The 18620-nt window shown below is 72.9% G+C and carries 12 protein-coding genes and 2 pseudogenes; 9 read left to right on the forward strand and 5 right to left on the reverse strand.

From position 1 onward, the window contains the following. Positions 1–14: 14 nt before the first annotated feature. From ACOBQB_RS04215 to ACOBQB_RS04225, 3 genes and pseudogenes are all read right to left on the reverse strand, one after another. The gene (locus ACOBQB_RS04215; protein ID WP_423588882.1) at positions 15–1670 is read right to left on the reverse strand and encodes a cytochrome b; all 1656 of its coding nucleotides are present in this window, start codon (positions 1668–1670) and stop codon (positions 15–17) included. A gap of 238 nt (positions 1671–1908) precedes the next feature. Then, positions 1909–3812: pseudogene (locus tag ACOBQB_RS04220) on the reverse strand (helix-turn-helix domain-containing protein). A 108-nt stretch (positions 3813–3920) separates the two neighbouring features. After that, positions 3921–4364: pseudogene (locus ACOBQB_RS04225) on the reverse strand (dihydrodipicolinate reductase); the annotation flags it as partial. Positions 4365–4506: 142 nt separating this feature from the next. Here ACOBQB_RS04225 and ACOBQB_RS04230 point away from each other — a divergent pair. The 3 genes from ACOBQB_RS04230 to ACOBQB_RS04240 all read left to right on the forward strand — a co-directional run bounded on the left by ACOBQB_RS04230 (position 4507) and on the right by ACOBQB_RS04240 (position 8501). Further along, complete coding sequence (locus ACOBQB_RS04230) at positions 4507–5247, forward strand: Clp protease N-terminal domain-containing protein (RefSeq protein ID WP_423588884.1); 741 nt, start codon at positions 4507–4509, stop codon at positions 5245–5247. Between the two features lie 61 nt (positions 5248–5308). Continuing rightward, on the forward strand, positions 5309–6640 hold the full coding sequence (locus tag ACOBQB_RS04235; RefSeq protein WP_423588886.1) for a dienelactone hydrolase family protein: 1332 nt from the start codon (positions 5309–5311) through the stop codon (positions 6638–6640). Between the two features lie 142 nt (positions 6641–6782). Continuing rightward, a complete protein-coding gene (locus ACOBQB_RS04240) occupies positions 6783–8501 on the forward strand; it encodes a glycoside hydrolase family 3 protein (RefSeq protein WP_423588887.1) in 1719 nt (572 codons plus the stop codon). Here the strand turns inward: ACOBQB_RS04240 and ACOBQB_RS04245 are convergent. Continuing rightward, positions 8473–10794 (reverse strand): collagenase, encoded by a 2322-nt coding sequence (locus ACOBQB_RS04245; RefSeq protein WP_423588889.1) that lies wholly within the window; start codon positions 10792–10794, stop codon positions 8473–8475. The two genes, ACOBQB_RS04240 and ACOBQB_RS04245, sit on opposite strands and share 29 nt — an antisense overlap. 247 nt (positions 10795–11041) lie before the next feature. Beyond that, entirely contained in the window at positions 11042–12241 is a 1200-nt protein-coding gene (locus ACOBQB_RS04250) for an MFS transporter (RefSeq protein ID WP_423588891.1), read from the reverse strand. Positions 12242–12418: 177 nt separating this feature from the next. Here ACOBQB_RS04250 and ACOBQB_RS04255 point away from each other — a divergent pair, with 177 nt between their 5' ends. From ACOBQB_RS04255 to ACOBQB_RS04280, 6 genes are all read left to right on the forward strand, one after another. Next, a complete protein-coding gene (locus tag ACOBQB_RS04255; RefSeq protein WP_423588893.1) occupies positions 12419–13195 on the forward strand; it encodes an AraC family transcriptional regulator in 777 nt (258 codons plus the stop codon). Between the two features lie 150 nt (positions 13196–13345). Continuing rightward, on the forward strand, positions 13346–14488 hold the full coding sequence (locus ACOBQB_RS04260; RefSeq protein WP_423590382.1) for an NAD(P)/FAD-dependent oxidoreductase: 1143 nt from the start codon (positions 13346–13348) through the stop codon (positions 14486–14488). 208 nt (positions 14489–14696) lie between these two features. After that, on the forward strand, positions 14697–15023 hold the full coding sequence (locus ACOBQB_RS04265) for a (2Fe-2S)-binding protein (protein ID WP_423588894.1): 327 nt from the start codon (positions 14697–14699) through the stop codon (positions 15021–15023). After that, complete coding sequence (locus ACOBQB_RS04270) at positions 15004–16638, forward strand: NAD(P)/FAD-dependent oxidoreductase (protein WP_423588895.1); 1635 nt, start codon at positions 15004–15006, stop codon at positions 16636–16638. Before ACOBQB_RS04265 ends, ACOBQB_RS04270 begins: the two co-directional genes overlap by 20 nt. Then, positions 16635–17570 (forward strand): dihydrodipicolinate synthase family protein, encoded by a 936-nt coding sequence (locus tag ACOBQB_RS04275; protein WP_423588897.1) that lies wholly within the window; start codon positions 16635–16637, stop codon positions 17568–17570. Before ACOBQB_RS04270 ends, ACOBQB_RS04275 begins: the two co-directional genes overlap by 4 nt. Before the next feature lie 29 nt (positions 17571–17599). Beyond that, entirely contained in the window at positions 17600–18604 is a 1005-nt protein-coding gene (locus ACOBQB_RS04280) for a proline racemase family protein (RefSeq protein WP_423588898.1), read from the forward strand. Positions 18605–18620: the final 16 nt, after the last annotated feature.

An 18620-nucleotide genomic window follows, 5' to 3' on the forward strand; every position in this document is an offset into this window, starting at 1 on the left:
ACCGAGTCGCCCCCTCAGTGGTGATCGCCTTCGCCCCGCTGGATCGCCAGGTACTCCTCCGGGGTCGCCTTGGGCACCTGCGCCTTGGGTCCGTACATGGCGCGGGAGAGGCGGGAGCGCAGGCGTTCGGAGCGGGGGACCTTGCGGGCCACGCCGTTGGCGTCGACCAGGGGGCCGATCTCGTAGGGCTGAGGCTGTTCGTGGGCGGTCAGACGGTACAGCTCGCCCTGGGGCAGGGGCTCGTGGATCTCCACGTACTCGCCGTGCGGCAGGCGTTTGACGGTGCCGGTCTCCCGGCCGTGCAGTGCCTTCTCGCGGTCCCTGTGCTGGAGGCCGAGGCAGATCCGGTGGGTGACGAGGTAGGCGATGACGGGTGCCACGAAGAAGGAGATCCGCACGAACCACGTGATGGTGTTGATGGACAGGTGCAGGTGGGTGGCCACGACGTCGTTGCCGCCGCCGATGAGCAGCACGAAGTACAGCGTCAGCCAGGCGACGCCGAGTCCGGTGCGCACGGGTGTGTTGCGGGGCCGGTCCGCGATGTGGTGCTCCCGCTTGTCGCCCGTGATCCACGCCTCGATGAACGGATAGACCGCGATCGCCATCATGATCAGCGGGAAGAGCATGAAGGGGATGAAGACACCAAGGACGAGCGTGTGCCCCCAGATGTCGACCTCCCAGGCGGGCATCACCCGGATCAGACCCTCGGAGAAGCCGAGGTACCAGTCGGGCTGGGCGCCGGTGGAGACCATGTCGGGGCGGTAGGGGCCGATCGCCCAGACCGGGTTGATGGAGGCGACCGCCCCCATGATCGCGAGCACGCCGAAGACGAGGAAGAAGAAGCCGCCCGCCTTGGCGACGTAGACGGGCAGGAACGGCGCCCCCACCACGTTCTTCTCGGTCTTCCCCGGCCCCGCGAACTGGGTGTGCTTGTGGTAGAAGACCAGGATCAGGTGGGCCACGACCAGCCCGAGCATGATGCCCGGCAGCAGCAGGATGTGGATCGGATAGAACCGCGCCACGATGTCCTCGCCGGGAAACTCGCCGCCGAACAGGAAGAACGCGAGGTACGTGCCCACCACGGGGATCGAGAGGATCGCGCCGTGCGCGAAGCGGACGCCGGTGCCGGAGAGCATGTCGTCGGGGAGCGAGTACCCGGTCAGGCCGGTGATGATGGCGAGCATCAACAAGGTCCAGCCGAACAGCCAGTTGACCTCGCGCGGCTTGCGGTAGGCGCCGGTGAAGAACACCCGCATCATGTGCACGAACATGCCCGCGATGAAGACGAGTGCCGCCCAGTGGTGGATCTGCCGGATCAGCAGGCCGCCGCGCACCTCCAGGCTGATCTCCAGCGTCGACTCGAACGCGCGTGACACCTGGAGGCCCTTGAGCGGCACGTAGGGGCCGTCGTAGGTGACCTCGGCCATGCTCGGTTCGAAGAAGAGGGTCAGATAGGTGCCGGTGAGGATCAGGATCAGGAAGCTGTAGAGGCAGATCTCACCGAACATGAACGACCAGTGGTCGGGAAAGATCTTGCGCATCTGACTCTTGGCCAGGGTGTTGATGCCGAGCCGCCCGTCCGCCCAGTCCGCGACGCGCTCGCCCCTGCCGGACCGCCCGGTTCGCCCCGGTCGCCCGCGTGCCCCGGTGCGCTCGATGCTTCCGCTCATGCGACTCCCCTTCAGGCGGCTACCAGAGTAGGTCGCATGTATGACGGATCCAACAGGCCGGTTTGTGACAACTGGCCGCCGGGAGCTTCTCGTAGGAGGTCCCGCGCGGCGCCATGCACCGCCCCGCAAGGGGCGCGGGGAACTGCGCGAGCAATCACAAACAAACCCGCAACCGCCAACAAAACACACCCGGCAGACGCGACCGCGCACCAAAGCCACCGCTCACGCAACCGCCCCCTCACCCCGACGAAGCCAACCGGCGCAGCCGCAGCGCGAGTTGCACCTCCAGGCTCCGCGCAGGGCTGTTCCAGTCATCTCCCAGCAAACGCCCGACCCTCTCCAGCCGCTGCACCACCGTGTTCACATGAACATGCAACGCGGCCTTGGCCCGCGTAAGGCTGCGATCCTCCGCGAAGTACGTCTCCAGGGTGTGGACCAGCACGGTGCCGCGCTCGGCGTCGTAGTCGAGGAGCGGCCCGAGCGTGGCGCGGACGTAGCCGCCGAGGTCGGCCTGTTCGCCGATGAGCATTCCGACGAAGCCGAGGTCGGCGAGGGCGGCGCCATGACCGGCGTGGCCGAGGGCCCGCAGGGCGGAGAGGCAGCGCAACGCCTCGGCGTGCGCGCCCGGCAGCCCGGCGGGACCCTTCGCGGGCCCGGCGGCGCCCACCGTGACCGCGGCGCTCACGGCCTGGCCCAGCTCGGCGGCGAGCGTACGCGCGTCTTCGCCCGGGGCGCCGGTGGGCGTCACGAGTACCACGCCGTCGTGGTGGAGCCCGGCCAGGCCGCTGTGCGCGCGGGCGACGCGGTGCGCCGCGGCGAGGAGCCGCTGCCGGGGCGCGCGCTCGCTGTGGGCGGCGAACACCGCGTGCGCGTCCCCGAGCCGGACGCCGAGGCGATGGGCCCTGCTCGCCAGGCTGACCGGGTCGCCGGTGGTGGACAGCAGGTCGTTCAGGAGTTCGCCGCGTATCCGGTCCTCGGTCTCGGCCACGGACCGGCGCAACAGCAGGAGCAGCGCGGTGACGACGCTCGCGCGCTCGAACAGCCGCCGGTCGGCGTCGGCGAGTCCGGCGCGTCCGGTCAGGGCGATGCTGCCGAGGAGCTCGGGCCGGCGAGGACCGCGCAGACCCAGGTGCCGTCCTGTGGGACCGCGTGTCCGCTGGCACGGGAGGCGGCGACCGCCTGGGCCGGCGGGGGCAGCGGCTCGGCCGCGGTGCGGGCCAGTTCGACGCCGTCCGCGTCGTGGATGAGGACGCCGCCGTCGAGGAGTGCGGCGATGCCGTCGGCCACGTCGCCCGCGCCGCCGCCGCGCAGGACGAGGTCGGTGAGCTGGTCGTGGGCCTGTTCGGCACGGCGCATGGCCTGGCTGTGGGCGCGGATGGTCTCGCTGGCGGCGTTGAGGTCGGCGAGCGCGGCGCGGGTCTCCTCCAGGAGGCGCGCCCCGTCGATGGCGATGGCGGCGTGGTCGGCGAGGGAGGAGAGCAGCACGATCTCCTCCGTGGCGAACTCGCGGGCGGCGCGGTCGGCGGCGTACAGCACACCGATGACGCGCGAGCCGAGGCGCAGCGGCACACCGAGGATGGCTCGCAGCCCTTCCTGGCGGACCGCGCTGTCGATGGCGCCGGTGTGGTGGAAGCGGGGGTCGTGCTGGTAGTCGCCGGTGACGTAGGGGCGGGCCGTCTGGGCGACGAGGCCGCCGAGACCCTCGCCCATGCCGAGCCGCAGCTGCTGGAAGGCGGCGGCGACGCTCCCGTCGGTCACCCGCATATACGTGTCACCGACCGTCTCGTCGTTGAGCGAGAGGTACGTGACGTCCGTGCCCAGGAGCAGCTTGGCGCGGCGCACGATGGCCCGCAGCACCGCGTCGGGGTCGCGCAGGGCGGCCAGGTCGCTCGCGGTGTCGAACAGCGCGGCGAGTTCGGCCTCGCGGCGGCGGTGCGCGCCGAGGGTGCGGTGGACGCGCAGCGCCACCTCGGTGGCCGCGTCGAGCGCCGCGAGATCCTCGGCCGCGGCACCGGCCTCGCGGGCGCGGGCCGCGGGGCGCGCGAAGTCCTCGGCGGGCGCGCCCCGGTCTAGCAGGTCGAGCAGGCCGCGCAGGCCCGCCTGGGGTTCGGTGTGGCCCGCGCCCTTGGTGGTGGGGAGCATGGGCCGATCGTCTCCCGGCAGGGCGGGCGCGGTCGATGGAGTGGGCACGCCGGCGACGGGTGGGACCGTTCACCATGAACGGTGCGAGATCGGGCAGAAGTTACTTTTAGGTATGCCGTGACTTCCTACGCCGGCGGCCGTAGCTCCCGAGGCGAAGAGCGCGCCGCCGCCCTCCTCGATCGCCGCGAGGACCGGGGCCCTGAACTCCGGTGGCGCGCCCCGGTGGTCGTAGAGCGGGTACAGCACGGGCGTGATGACCACGGCCCCTGACCGGACCGCCTTGACGACGTCGCCGAGGGCCTCCTCGGGACGCAGGTCGCCGGAGGCCGCGTACACGACGGCCCGCGGCCGGGCGGCGAGGGCCGCGTCGAGGTCATCGATGGCGGCCATGCCCAACCGGCTTGTGCGGCAGGCCAGTTCACCGGCGTCACGGCCGACCTCGGCCGGGCTGCGCACGAGCACGGCCGCGAGCGTCAGCGCCGGGTGGGCCTCGGCGGCACGGATCGCCGCGCGGCCGACATCGCCGGCGCCCCAGACCACCGTGGGAATCATGCGCGGAGGGTAGCGGCAGCGACCGTCGGATCACAGGGCCATGGTCCCGCGGAAAACCCTGGAGCGCCGTCCGGCGACCCGCTCCAGGACAGGTGTCAACCAAGCGTTGACATCCGACCAACTGTCAACCTAAGGTTGCCTCATGACGCGATCCGACAGCATTCCCCAGCCGCCCACGGTCCGCCTCGACGACCTCATCGAAGCCATCAAGAAGGTCCACACCGACGCCCTCGACCAGCTCTCCGACGCGGTCATCGCCGCCGACCACCTCGGCGACGTCGCCGACCACCTCATCGGCCACTTCGTGGACCAGGCGCGCCGCTCCGGCGCGTCCTGGACCGACATCGGCAAGAGCATGGGTGTCACCCGGCAGGCAGCCCAGAAGCGGTTCGTGCCCAAGAAGCCGGGCGAGACGAACGACCTCGACCCCAGCCAGGGCTTCAGCCGCTTCACGCCCCGGGCCAAGAGCACCCTGATGGCCGCGCACAACGAGGCCAAGGGGGCCCAGCACGGCGAGATCCGCACCGAGCACCTGATCCTCGGCCTGCTGAGCGAGCCCGAGGCCCTCGCCGCCAAGGCGATCACCGCGCAGGGCGTCTCCCTGGAGGACGTGCGGCGGGCCGCCCTGGACGCGCTGCCCGCGACGGTCACCGAAGTGCCCGAGCTCGTGCCGTACGACGCGGGGGCCCGCAAGGTGCTCGAACTGACCTTCCGCGAAGCACTCCGCCTAGGCCACAACTACATCGGCACCGAGCACATCCTGCTCGCCCTCATCGAGTTCGAGGACGGCCGGGGGCCGCTCACCGGCGCCGGTCTCGGCAAGGAGGAGATCACGGCCTCGGTCATCGAGTTCCTCCGCGACCTCGACCCGGCCGCGACCTGACGGGCCGTCACTTCGCCCACTGCGCGGCCCCGTTGACAGGGGTGATGAGGCTCCCGACGTCTTGGTAGGCGGCGGCCTGCACCGTGAGGGACTGCTCTTCGACTCGCCCGTACGCGGCCCCTTCCGCGGCACCCTCCTCGCACCGCACGGCGTCACGCGCGGCCCTGCCGTCCTGGTCCTCGGCGGCCGCAACGCCCGCCTGGACCAGCTCACCGGCGACGAACCGCCGGACCACCCCGACCGCAACGTCGCCGAACGACTGGCACGGGCGGGCTTCGTCACGCTCTCCTTCGACCACGGCATCGGCGGCGGCCTCGACGAGAAGCGCAGAGCCGGCCGGGACGAAGGGACCCTGCTGGCCCACGCGTTCGCGCTGACCGGCCGCTCCCTGCTCGGCGCGCTCATCGGCGGCGCCCTGGGCGCGCTCGACGTACCGGCGGCGCATCCGCTCGTCGACCCCGACCGGCTCGGCCTGTTCGGGCACAGCCTCGGCGCGGCGGTCGCCCTGCACACCGCGCTGCTGGCGCCCCGCCAAGGCCTCCCGCTCTGCGCGGCGAGCCACCTCGGCAGCTACCGGGCCCTGTATGAACGGCTGTTGACGGGACACGAGGGCGCGGCGCTCCCCGGCATCCTGGCGTACGCCGACCTCGCCGACCTGTACTCCGCTTTCCGCGGAGGCGAGTGGCGGACGTCGCTGGACACCGCCGCGCTGCCGGGCACGGGAGGCGCCGCGTACGGCCTCGCGCTGGTCCCGGAGATCGTCGCCCGCGCGGACCGGCGGTGGTGGGACACCGCGCGTGCCGCCCTGCCCCCGCTCACCCGACGCCGTCAACTGCTCCTCCGAGCAGCGGAGTTGTTCGATCGGGGCACCGTCACGGTCGGCGGCCTCGGCCCGCAGGACGCCGACGGCTTCCGTGCGGCGCTGTGGAGCACGGCCGGGCTGCCCCCGCCGCTCGTCGACCGCTGGTGCGCGATGCTGCGCGAGGGTCTGCTGAAGCGGGGCGGGGAGCCGATGCCCGACGACCGGTTGAGCCTGGTCGCGCTGCCGGGCAACACGTTCACGTGCCTGGAGTCCGTGCTCGGCCAGGCGGAGCGCTCGGGCGCCGTCTGGGTGCGGCCCAGCCGACGCGAGCCGCTCTCCGCGGCGCGGCTGGTCGCCGCACTGCTCGCCGTCGGCTGGCCCGCCGCCCGCATCGGCCCCTACCCGTCCGAACAGCGCGCGCTGCGCGGCCTGTGCCCACTCCCTCACCGGGTGCGATCGGCGGAAGCCACCAGGTTTCCCCAACTCCGAGGCCAGGACGCAGAATTCGCCCGCCCCGGCCGGTTCGGGCTCCTTGACAGTCCCGATCCATACGAGCCAATATCCACTATCCAATTGGCCTGGACCAATTAGCAGGAGCCTCGCTCGTCGCTCCACGTCCCATGAGTGACACCCCGCACGTCCTGTCCTGCCCCGCACATCCCGTCCCGCCCCGCACATCCCGTCCCGCCCCGTCCCGTACCCCACACGTATCCGCACCTTCGGAGGTCGCGCCATGGCATCGAGCGCATCGAGCAGTGACCCGGCTCTGGAGCACCTGGCCCACTCCGTGCTGCAACCCGGCTTCGAGGGCACGACGGCTCCCGACTGGGTGCGCCGCAAGGTCTCCGAGGGCCTGGGTTCCGTCGTGCTGTTCTCGCGGAACATCGAGACCCCCGACCAGGTCGCGCGGCTCACCGCGTCGCTGCGCACGGAGAACCCCGACCTGATCGTGGCCATCGACGAGGAGGCGGGCGACGTGACCCGCCTGGAGGCGTGGACCGGCTCGTCCCGTCCGGGCAACCTCGCCCTCGGCGCCGTCGACGACATCGACCTGACCGAGCGCGTGGCCCATGACATCGGGCGCGACCTGCACGCCGCGGGCGTCTCGCTCAACTTCGCGCCCAGCGCCGACGTGAACTCCAACCCGCTCAACCCCGTGATCGGCGTACGCTCCTTCGGCTCCCGCACCGACCTGGTCTCCCGCCACACGGCCGCCTGGATCCGCGGCCTCCAGAGCGCCGGTGTCGCCGCTTGCGCCAAGCACTTCCCCGGCCACGGCGACACGGTCGTCGACTCGCACTACGGCCTGCCGCAGATCCACGGCTCCGCCGAGGAGATCGCGCTCACCGCGTTGCCGCCGTTCATCGCGGCGATGGAGGCGGGCGTCCACGCGGTGATGACCGCCCATCTGCTGGCTCCCGCGTACGACCCGGACCTGCCCGCGACCCTCAGCCGCCGCATCCTGGTGGACCTGCTGCGCGGAGAGCTCGGCTTCGACGGTCTGCTGGTCACCGACGGCATCGAGATGGGCGCCGTCACCGACCGCTACGGCATCGGCGGCGCCACCGTCAGGGCGGTCGCGGGCGGCGTCGACGCGGTCTGCGTGGGCGGTGAGAGCGCCGGCGAGGAGACCGTGGACCTGCTCGCCACGGCCCTGGTGAAGGCCGTCCTCGACGGCACGCTCCCCGAGGAGCGCCTGGCACAGGCGAGCGGCCGCGTGCGGGACTTCGCGGCCTGGTCGGGCGAGCGGTCCCGGGCCGTGGCGCGCGCCGCGCAGGGCTCCGGCAGCGGCCGGCCCGGCGGCCTGACGGCGGACGGCACCGATCGGGTGGCGGACACCGGCCTGGCCTCGAACACCGGCCTGGTCACAGACACAGGCCTCGTCACAGACACCGGCCCGGTCGCCGACACCGGCCCGGCCTCGAACACCGGCCCGGTCGCGGACATCGGCCTGGTGGCGGCCCGCCGCGCGGTCCGCGTGCGGCACGGGTCCAGTACGGCCGCTCTCCCCCTCGTCGGGTCACCGCACGTCGTGGAGCTGTCCCCGACGATGAACCTCGCCGTCGACGGCCGTACGCCCTGGGGCGTCGCCGAGCCCCTGCGGAACCTGCGCCCCGGCACGACGTCCGTCCGTCTGACGGAGCCCGAACTCGACCGCCCCGGCGCCCTGTTGGACCGCGAGGCGTTGGCCCCTGCGGTGGGCCGCGCCCTGGTGATCGTGGTCCGCGACGCGGCACGCCACCGCTGGATGACGGACACGCTGACCCGCCTCCTGCGCAGCCGCCCCGACGCCCTGGTCGTCGAGATGGGCGTCCCGGCGGGCGACCCGCTCGGCGCCGCGCACCTGATCACGCACGGCGCGACCCGCGTCTCGGGCATCGCGGCGGCGGAGCGGCTGGTGGGCGGGGTTCAGCCGGTCGGCGTCAGCCCCGGAGCGGTCCCTCGCAGCTGAAGTCCGCGCTGCCCGCGCCGCCGTCGCTCCAGATGTCCACCCCGCCGAACGAGCAGTTCATGTCGGCCAGGTTGTTGTGCCCCGCCGCGGCCCTCTCCAGCAGGAAGTAGTCCACCGTCTCCGACATGTCCCTGAAGACGGCGTCGGGGTCGTCGGCCGCGCTCAAGCGGGCCGTGATCCGACCCGTGCAGATGTAACGCGGGCGCTCCGTCGCGCCGTTCGAGCGGCACTGGGGCGTGGCGCCCGTGGCCGCCCTGAAGGAGTCATGGACCTGGGTGGCGGTGGTGTCACGCAGCCGGTCGACCGGGACGTACGTGGTGTCGGGCACGAAGAGGTCGTCGACGTGCGCGATCTGCTTGTCGAGGAAGGAGTCGTACGCGCTCTGGAGCCCGCCGTCCTTGCCGAGCCGGTCGCGCCAGGCGTCGAAGGCGCCGGGGTCGTCGGCGCGCAGGTGACGGTACATCTCCTGGATCAGCGCGGGGCGTTCGGTCCACAGGAACTCGAAGAACGTGCCGGCGTAGTCATAGAAGCGGAAGCCGTCTCCTTCGTACGTGGCGTGCAGGATCTGGTCGACGGTCATCCGCGGACCGCCGTTCGCCGTGTCGTCGATGACGCCCTGCACCAGGGACTTTCGGACCTTGATGCCGTCGTCGCGGGTGGCGCCGTCGAAGAACTCGGCGGTGCCCTCGTCCATGGCGGTGGTCCGGTCGCCCTCATACCATGGGCCCTCGCCGAAGAAGCCGGGCACCGCCCAGCGGCCGTTGAGGTAGTGCGTGTACTCGTGGCGGAAGAGCTCCTCCAGCGTCAGCGTCGAATCCTGCGGGACGCGCCGCTGGTAGGTGTAGAAGGTCGCGCCGCGCTCGATGTAGACGCCGCCGTTGTCCGTGCCCATCCCGGTGAGCAGCGGGTGGTAGTTCTCGTAGTCGGCGCGTGAGGCGTAAAGGATCGTGGTGAGCGCGGTGTTGGGGTCACCGGCGAGCGGTTCCTGGGTGCCGAGGACGCGGTGGAACTGCGCCTTGACCTGCTTGCTGGCGTAGTAGAGCTGATCGACGGTCTTCCGGTCGAGGGCGGTGCGGACCTTCATCCCGCCTTTGTCGTACGTGTAGGTGCTCGGGAAGATACGGCGCTCGATGTCGGCCTTGCAGACGTTGTACGGCGCGCAGGCGCCGAACTCGTTCAGCCAGGTGGCGACCTTGGCCCAAGGAGCGCTGCCCTCACCGAAGTTGCGGGCCGTGACGGCGACGAGGCCGCCGAGGCCGGGGACGATCTCGTCCCGGAGCCCGGCTATCTGGCCGAACCTGCCGTACTCGCTCAGCGCGTCGCGCACCACCCAGGTGTTGGCCGTGCCCTTCAGGTGGGTGTGACCGGCGAAGGCCTTGAAGGCGGCGCGGTAGGAGGCGTCGGCCTTGACCGCTGCGTGGAAGGCGGTGTCCTGGTTGCCGGGGTAGACGCCGAGATAGCTGAGGGAGAGGGCGGCGAGCGCGGACCCGGCCCAGGAGGCGTCCTTGGCCGTGTCCGGGTGGGCGGCGTCCATCGTGGTCAGCACGCGCTTGATGAGCGGGAGTTGGTGCTGCCGCAGCCCTGGCGCGCCGGCGGCGTACAGCGCCTCGCGCAGGGACTCGGCGTTGGTCCGGGTCACGTCGAACGTACGCGGCGCCTTGCCGAAGGCGTCGACGGCCCGGCGCATGGCGTCGACGGTCGGACCGTCGGTGACGTCGATCTCGTCGTGCGAGAAGTCCTGGTAGGCGACGGCGTGGAGATACGTGAGCATCTCCAGGAGGTTGCTGCCGTTCTTGCCGTCGTGGGCGTCGGCGAGCCGGGTGACGCGTGCGGAGACGGCCTGGACATGGGCGTCCGACATGACGGGGGCGAGCCGCTGGTCCCAGGTCCAGATGAGCGTGCGCAGGCAGCCGTCGGCGGTGACGGCCGGGTCGCCGAGGAAGTCCGCGAACCGCTCGGGCGACAGGCCGGTGACGCCGTCGAAGGTGCAGGGCACGGCGTGCGCTCCGGCCGCTTCTCGTGCCTCTGCCCCGGTCTTCGGTTTGGGGGTACGAGCGCCCGGAATGCGACCCGCGGTGAGCCCGCCTGGGGCCGGGATCTTGTAGGTGCCCGGCTTGGGGGCGCGGGCCCTGCGGTCGACCACGTCCATGGGGTTCGGCTCGGCGGGCGCCTTCGCGGCGGCGGCGCGGGGTTCGACTGCGGCTAAGGGAGCGGGGGCAGGGTCGGAGGCAGGGTCGGGCTCGGCGGCTTGTGCGAGGGGGGCGGCCGTGAGGCAGAGAGTCGCCGCTGTCACGCCGGCGAGCAAGGATCTGCGCAGGGTTCGTGGGCGTAGCTGGGACACCGTTGGCTCCTGAAGGGGAAGTGGGGGATTGCCGCGTCGGTCAACTCGTGGCACTGGGGCGGCCCTTGGATACTGCCGCTGGGGTCATGTGATGCGTAACGTAGTAATGTGAAATTGCACTGACAACCCCTCAGGAGCCGGGAACTGCTCAGCCGGGAACTGCTCAGGCGGGAACTGCTCAGGCGGGAACTGTTCACCTTCAGCCCGGGCTCACACCCCCCGGCTCGCGCAGGGCGCGCAGAAGCAGCCAGCCGACGGCAGGCAGGGCGATCAGCGGTGCGAGCGCGGTCCCGAGCGAGGTGGCATCGGCGAGCGCGCCGATCAGCGGGCTGGCGAGGCCGCCAATGCTGACCGTCAGGCCGAGCGTGACCCCGCTGGCGGTGCCGATCCGCCGCGGCAGATAGTCCTGGCCGAGGGTGATGTGCAGGGAGAACGGCACGTAGAGGCCGGCCGAGGCGAGGACGACGAAGAGGAAGAGCGCGGGCCCCGGCACCAGTACGACACCCGCCACCGCGAGGACCGTCAGCGCGTACGACCACCGCACCACCGGCAGGCGGCCGTGGCGGGTGGCGAGCCTCCCGCCCGCGACCGTGCCGACGGCGCCACCGAGATAGAGCACGAACAGCGCGACGGTACCGGCGACTTCACCACCTCCGGCGCGCTGGCGCGCGTACAGCGAGATGAACGTACTCAAGCCGGTGAACACGATCGAGCGGCAGACGACGGCGCCGGACAGCCTGAGGAAGGAGGGCCAGTCGTCGGCGGGGGCCGCCTGGGCGGGCGCCGCGCTCTTCGGCGCGGCGGCCTCCGCGACCCTGACGCTCCGCAACGCGGCCACGCACAGGGCCGCCCCCGCGAGGGCGGGGACCACGAGGAGCGGCGAGGCGCGCAGGCCGCCCGTGGCGACGACGGCGGCGGTCAGCAGGGGGGCGGTCGCGAAGCCGAGGTTGCCGCCGAGGGAGAACCAGCTCATGGCGGTATGGCTGCCGCGGCTCGCCCGCCGTGCGACCCGCGCGGCCTCCGGGTGGTACGCGGCGACGCCGATGCCGGACACGGCGACGGCGAGAAGCGTGAGGGCGTAGTCCCCGCCGACCCCGGCGAGCGCGACGCCGGTCCCGCCCACCAACGTACTGACCGGCAGCAGCCACGGCATGGCCCACTTGTCGGTGAGCGCCCCGAACAGCGGCTGCACCACGGAGGACAGCAACGAAGCGGCGAGCACGATGCCGGACGCGGCGGCGTAGGTGTAGGCACGCTCGGCGACAAAGAAGGGGACGAGCGCGGCGACGGCCCCTTGATAGACGTCGACGCAGGCGTGACCGAGGGCGAGGAGGAGGATGGGGCGGCGGGGGCGGCCGGGGGGCCTGGGGGCGGGGGTCGGTTGGCTCGCTGAGGCCAAGGGCTGGCCCGCTGAGGCCAAGGGCTGGCCCGCTGAGGCCGAGGGCTGGCCCGCTGAGGCCGAGGGCTGGCCCGCTGAGGCCGAGGGCTGGCCCGCTGAGGCCGAGGGCTGGTTCGCTGGCATCGCCCCATCGTCGCCACGCCGCGCGGTGGCGCGCTTCCGATAAAATGCCAACCTATGCCGGAGACCCGCCACACCGCCGAGGCGTCCACTCGCGTCCGCCACACGCCAGAGGCCCCCACCCGCACCCAGGAACTGGCCCCGGGCGAGCGCATCGACGCGCACCGCCACGACGACCACCAGATCATCTACGCGGGCTCCGGCGTCGTGGCCGTCACCACCGACGCCGGCACCTGGTTCGCACCCGGTACCCGTGCCATCTGGGTCCCCGCCGGATGCGTCCACGCGCACCGCGCCCACGGCCACCTGGCCCTGCACCTGCTCGGCTTGCCCGCCGACACGAACCCGCTCGGCCTCGACGCGCCGACGGTCCTCGCCGTCAGCCCACTGCTGCGCGAACTGATCCTCGCCTGGACTCGCAGTCCGTATGAGGACACCCCCGAGCGGCGGCGCCTGCACGCGGTGCTCCTCGACCAACTGCGCGCCTCACCCCAGCAACCCGTCCAGCTGCCCACCCCCGCGGACCCACGCCTCGCCGCAGTCTGCGACCTGCTGCACGACGACCCCGCGGAGGCGCGCGGCCTGGCCGAACTGGCCGCCGCGGCCGGGGCGGGCGAGCGCACCCTCAGCCGCCTCTTCCGCCGCGAGCTGGGCATGACCTTCCCCCAGTGGCGCACACAGCTGCGCCTGTACCACGCCCTGCGCATGCTGGCCGACGGCATGCCGGTCACCGCCGTCGCGCACCGCTGCGGATGGTCGTCCACCAGCGCCTTCATCGACGTGTTCCGCCGCGCGTTCGGTTACACGCCGGGAGCGCACCACCGCCGTGACTGATCTCGCCCTCGCGGCTGTGCAACTCCCTTTCCGTTCCGCCCCCTTGGCAGCGCCAGTGCCATGTGAAATATTACTGCCGTGCTCACGAGACACCCTTCCGAACGCCCGGAACACTCGGAACACTCGGAACACTCGGAACACTCGGACGTGATCGTCGTGGGAGCGGGCGTGGTCGGCGCGGCCTGCGCCTACTACGCCTCCCTCTCCGGCCTCCGAGTCACCGTCGTCGACCGCGGACCCGTCGCGGGCGGCACGACGGGAGCAGGCGAGGGCAACCTCCTCGTCTCCGACAAGGAGCCCGGCCCCGAGCTCGAACTGGCTTTGCTGTCGGCCACGTTGTGGCAAGACCTGGCGGCCGAGCTCCCCTCACGCATCGAGTACGAGAGGAAGGGCGGCCTCGTCGTCGCCTCCACCGTGGCGGGCATGACCGCGCTCCGGGGCTTCGCGGCGGGGCAGGAGCGGGCGGGCGTCGAGGCGATCGAGGTCACCGCCGACGGCCTCACCGACCTCGAACCACACCTGGCCCCCGGCCTCGCGGGCGGCTTCCACTACCCCCAGGACGCCCAGGTCCAGCCGGCTCTGGCGGCGGCCCATCTGCTGAGGGCGGCCGCCGACACGGGGCGCCTGACGCTGCGGCTCGGCGAAGAGGTCACCGCGGTCCTCACCGGGCCCGGCGGCCAGGTGCTCGGTGTGCGGACCCCGGCGGGTGTCGCGAAGGCTCCGCACGTGGTCAACGCCACGGGTGCGTGGGGCGGTCGACTCGCCCGCCTGGCAGGGGTGGAGCTGCCCGTGCTCCCCCGGCGCGGCTTCGTCCTGGTGACCGAGCCACTGCCGCGCGTGGTGCGGCACAAGGTGTACTCCGCTGACTACGTCGCCGACGTCGCCAGCGGTTCCGCCGGGCTCCAGACCTCCGCCGTGGTGGAGGGCACCCCGGCGGGCCCGGTGCTCATCGGTGCGAGCCGGGAGCGGGTGGGCTTCGACCGCAGCCTGTCCGTCGAGGCCCTGCGGCGCCTCGCGGCCCAGGCCACGCGGCTCTTCCCCGTCCTCGCCGAAGTCCGGGCGATCCGCACGTACGCGGGCTTTCGCCCCTACCTCCCCGACCACCTCCCGGCGATCGGCCCCGACCCGCGCGCCCCCGGCCTGCTGCACGCGTGCGGCCACGAGGGCGCGGGCATCGGCCTCGCCCCGGCGACGGGTCTGCTCATCGCCGCGATGCTGACGGCAAGTGAACCTCCGCTGCCGGTACGGCCGTTCGCGCCCGAGCGTTTCGTGGAGCGGACGGGGGCGGGGTGAGGGCTTGGGCGGGGTGAGGCCCTTGGGCCGGGTGAGACCTCGGGCAGGGCGAAGCCCAGGGCGGGGTGAGGCTTTGGCCGGGGCGAGGGTGTGCGCACCTCGCACTTACGCATCCGCACCTGCCCCGTGCCCCCACACTCCGCACCCGCACCCGGCGCCCCGCACCCCCGCACCCCGTGCCCCGCACCCCCCGAGAGGAGCCACCCCCTTGACGCGTCACTACCGGACGCCCGCGGAACTCGTGGGCGCTTCCCCCGATCCCGCCTCCTTCACGATCACCTCCGACGGGCGCGAACTGCCCGCCCTGCCGGGCCAGTCCATCGCCGCCGCGCTCTGGGCCGCCGGGATCCTCGCCTGGCGGAGCACCCGCGTCGGCGGCCGGCCGCGCGGCGCGTTCTGCGGGATCGGCCAGTGCTACGACTGTCTCGCCACCGTCAACGGCCGTCCCAACCGGCGGGCGTGCCTGGTCACCGCCCGGCCGGGCGACGCGGTGACCACGCAGGAAGGACACGGCCATGCCGGGCTCGACATCTGAGACGTACGACCTCGCGGTGCTGGGCGCGGGCCCCGCAGGCCTCGCGGGCGCCGTGACGGCCGCCGAACTGGGCCTGGCCGTAGCTCTGTTGGACGCTTCGGAGCAGCCGGGCGGCCAGTTCTACCGGCATCCCGCCCCGGCCATGGGCGCCACCCGCCCCGAGGCCCTGCACCACGACTGGGCCGCCTACGCCGACCTGCGCGACCGCCTGACCGCAAGCGACGTCACCCAGCTCTTCGGCCACCACGTCTGGACGGTGACACGCGAGGCGGCCGAAAGGCGGTGGACCGTGCACGCGCTCGTCGGAGAGGAGCGCGGAGAACACGACAAGCGCGCGGACGAGTACGGGGACCCCCATGACCGCAGCCGCAGCCGCAGCCGCAGCCACAGCGATGGCCACGACCACAACCACAACCACAACCACAACCACAACCACAGTCCCGCACAGCGACCAGTAACACTCCGTGCCCGCGCGCTCCTCATGGCGACCGGCTCGTACGAACGCCACCTCCCCTTCCCCGGCTGGACCCTGCCAGGCGTCGTGGGCGCGGGCGGGGCCCAGGCCGTGCTCAAGTCCGGTCTCGCCCTGCCCGGCAGACGTGTCGTCGTCGCGGGCAGCGGGCCGCTGCTGCTCGCCGTCGCCACCTCGCTCACCGCCGCCGGCGCCGAGGTGCCGGCGGTGGTCGAGGCGTCGGGCTACCTCGGATACGCCCGCCACCCGTCCGCGCTCGCCGCCAACCCGCACAAGCTCGCGGAAGCGGCCCTCCACGGCACGGCCTTGCTGCGCCACCGGGTCCCTCTGCGCACCCGCAGCGCGGTGACCGAGGCGCACGGCACGGACCGGGTGGAGGCGGTGACGGTCTCCCGCCTGGACCGCGACTGGCGTCCGGTGCCGGGCACGGCCCGCCGCGTCACCTGCGACGCGCTGGCGGTCGGACATGGCCTGGTCCCGCAGATCGACCTGGCGACCGCCCTGGGCTGCGCCACCCGCCGCACCGCCGACGGCACCCACGCCCTCGCCCTGAGCCCGCTTCAGGAGACGTCTGTACCCGGCATGTGGGCGGCGGGCGAGACCTCGGGCATCGGCGGCGCGCAATTGGCCCTCGTGGAAGGCGAGTTGGCGTCCCTGGCGATCAGCGCCCGGCTCACCGGTGAGCGCCCGTCCCCCCTCCCCCGGCTGCGCGCTCTGCGGCGCCGCCGCGACCGTATGCGCGCCTTCGCCGAGACGATGAGCGCCGCGCACAAGCCGGGCGAGGGCTGGGCGAGGTGGCTCAGCGACGACACGGACGTGTGCCGCTGCGAAGAGGTGACAGCGGGCCGCGTCCGCGAGGCCGTGGCCGACTACGGCGCCCGCGACGCCCGCACCGTCAAGCTCCTCACCCGAGCGGGCATGGGCTGGTGCCAGGGCCGCGTGTGCGGCACGGCCGTGGCCTGCCTCGCCGCGTCGGCCACCCCGGCCCCCGCGCCCCCCGACCGCCGCCCGCTCGCCGCACCCGTCCCCCTCGGCACGCTCGCCCGCCTGCCGAGCGCCGACGCCGCCCCCACCGCGCCCCAGCCCCCGCCCCCGCCGGACACCAACCCCTCCCCCCTCCCGACAGAAGGGCAGCCGTCATGACCGCCACCACCCCCTCGACCACCCCCTGGACGTCCACTTGGACCCCTGAGCGCCCCTGGCGCGGCATCATGGTCGCCACCGCGCTCCCCCTCCGCGACGACCTCTCCATCGACCACGACGCCTACGCCGCACACGTCCGCCACCTCCTCGCGAACGGCTGCGACGGAGTCGTCCCCAACGGCTCCCTCGGCGAGTACCAGACCCTCACCGACGACGAACGCGCCCACGTCGTCCGCACCGCCGTCGAGGCGGCGGGCGACGGGGCACGGGTGATGCCCGGCGTCTCCGCCTACGGCGGCGCCGAGTCCCGCCGCTGGGCCGAGCAGGCGGCGCGAGCGGGCTGCGGCTCGGTGCTGCTCCTGCCGCCGAACGCCTACCGCGCCGACGAGGAGTCCGTACGCGCCCACTACGCCGAGGTCGCCAAGGCGGGCGTGCCCGTGGTCGCGTACAACAACCCCCACGACACGAGGGTCGACCTGACGCCCGAGCTGCTCGCCCGGCTGCACGGCGACGGCACCATCGTGGCGGTCAAGGAGTTCAGCGGCGATGTGCGCAGGGCGTACGAGATCGCCGAACTCGCCCCGGACCTCGACCTGTTGATCGGCGCGGACGACGTCCTGGTCGAGCTGGCTCTCGCGGGCGCGGTGGGCTGGATCGCCGGATACCCGAACGCCTTCCCCACCGCCTGCGCGGAGCTGTACCACTCCGCCTGCGCGCGGGATTTGGACACGGCGCTGCCGCTCTACCGCTCGCTGCATCCGCTCCTGCGCCAGGACTCCAAGACCGAGTTCGTGCAGTCCATCAAGCTCTCGATGGACCTCGTGGGCCGCCGCGGCGGCCCGACCCGCCCGCCCCGCGCCCCCCTGTCCGGCGCCACGGAGGCGCTGGTGCGGGCGGCGACCGAGAAGGCGCTGGCGGCAGGCCACCGTTAGAGACCTCCCCACCCCCGCAGAGGAAACCTATGCGCACCCGACACGTCTTCCACGCCGTCGACTCGCACACCGAGGGCATGCCCACACGCGTGGTCACCGGCGGCGTAGGGGTGATCCCCGGCGCCACCATGGCCGAGCGCCGACTCCACTTCATCGAACATCTGGACCATCTGCGTACGCTCCTGATGTACGAGCCGCGCGGCCACTCCGCGATGAGCGGCGCGATCCTCCAGCCCTCGACCCGCCCCGACGCCGATTACGGCGTCCTCTACATCGAGGTGTCCGGACTGCTGCCCATGTGCGGCCACGGCACCATCGGCGTCGCCACCGTCCTCGTCGAGACGGGCATGGTGCCGGTCACCGAGCCCGTCACGACGGTCCGCCTGGACACCCCGGCCGGCCTGGTCTCTGTGGACGTGCGGGTGAGCGATGGTGCGGCGACGTCGGTGACGCTCACCAACGTCCCCGCGTTCTGTGTCGCCCTGGACCGGAAGGCCGACGTGCCGGGGCACGGCACGGTCACGTACGACCTGGCCTTCGGCGGGAACTTCTACGCGTTCGTGCCCCTCGACGCGCTGGGGCTGCCCTTCGACCGCGCCCGCAAGGACGACCTGCTCGCGGCGGGCCTCGCCATCATGGACGCGATCAACGCCTCACCGGACCGCCCGGCCCATCCCGAGCAGCCGGACATCTCCGGCGTCAAGCACGTCTACCTCGCGGCGCCGGGCTCGGACGCGTACCGCTCGCGGCACGCGATGGCTATCCACCCCGGCTGGTTCGACCGCTCCCCGTGCGGGACGGGCACCTCCGCGCGGATGGCGCAGCTGCACGCCCGCGGCGAACTCCCCCTGGACCGCGACTTCGTCAACGAGTCCTTCATCGGTACGCGGTTCACCGGCCGGCTGGTCGCGCGGACAGAGGTGGCGGGCCTGCCCGCGGTCGTCCCCCGGATCACCGGACGGGCCTGGGTCACCGGCACGGCGCAGTACTTCCTGGACCCCGACGACCCGTTCCCCGCGGGTTTCACCCTCTGACCCCGGGCCCGCATCC

This window comes from Streptomyces sp. G5(2025) (assembly GCF_049542075.1).
GTDB lineage: Bacteria > Actinomycetota > Actinomycetes > Streptomycetales > Streptomycetaceae > Streptomyces.

Excerpts from the sequence above, each read along its gene's own strand:
- ACOBQB_RS04230 (WP_423588884.1), top strand. The coding sequence starts at position 4,507 with ATGACGCGATCCGACAGCATTCCCCAGCCGCCCACGGTCCGCCTCGAC.
- ACOBQB_RS04240 (WP_423588887.1), top strand. The coding sequence starts at position 6,783 with ATGGCATCGAGCGCATCGAGCAGTGACCCGGCTCTGGAGCACCTGGCC.
- ACOBQB_RS04215 (WP_423588882.1), bottom strand. The coding sequence starts at position 1,670 with ATGAGCGGAAGCATCGAGCGCACCGGGGCACGCGGGCGACCGGGGCGA.
- ACOBQB_RS04255 (WP_423588893.1), top strand. The coding sequence starts at position 12,419 with ATGCCGGAGACCCGCCACACCGCCGAGGCGTCCACTCGCGTCCGCCAC.
- ACOBQB_RS04270 (WP_423588895.1), top strand. The coding sequence starts at position 15,004 with ATGCCGGGCTCGACATCTGAGACGTACGACCTCGCGGTGCTGGGCGCG.
- ACOBQB_RS04275 (WP_423588897.1), top strand. The coding sequence starts at position 16,635 with ATGACCGCCACCACCCCCTCGACCACCCCCTGGACGTCCACTTGGACC.
- ACOBQB_RS04280 (WP_423588898.1), top strand. The coding sequence starts at position 17,600 with ATGCGCACCCGACACGTCTTCCACGCCGTCGACTCGCACACCGAGGGC.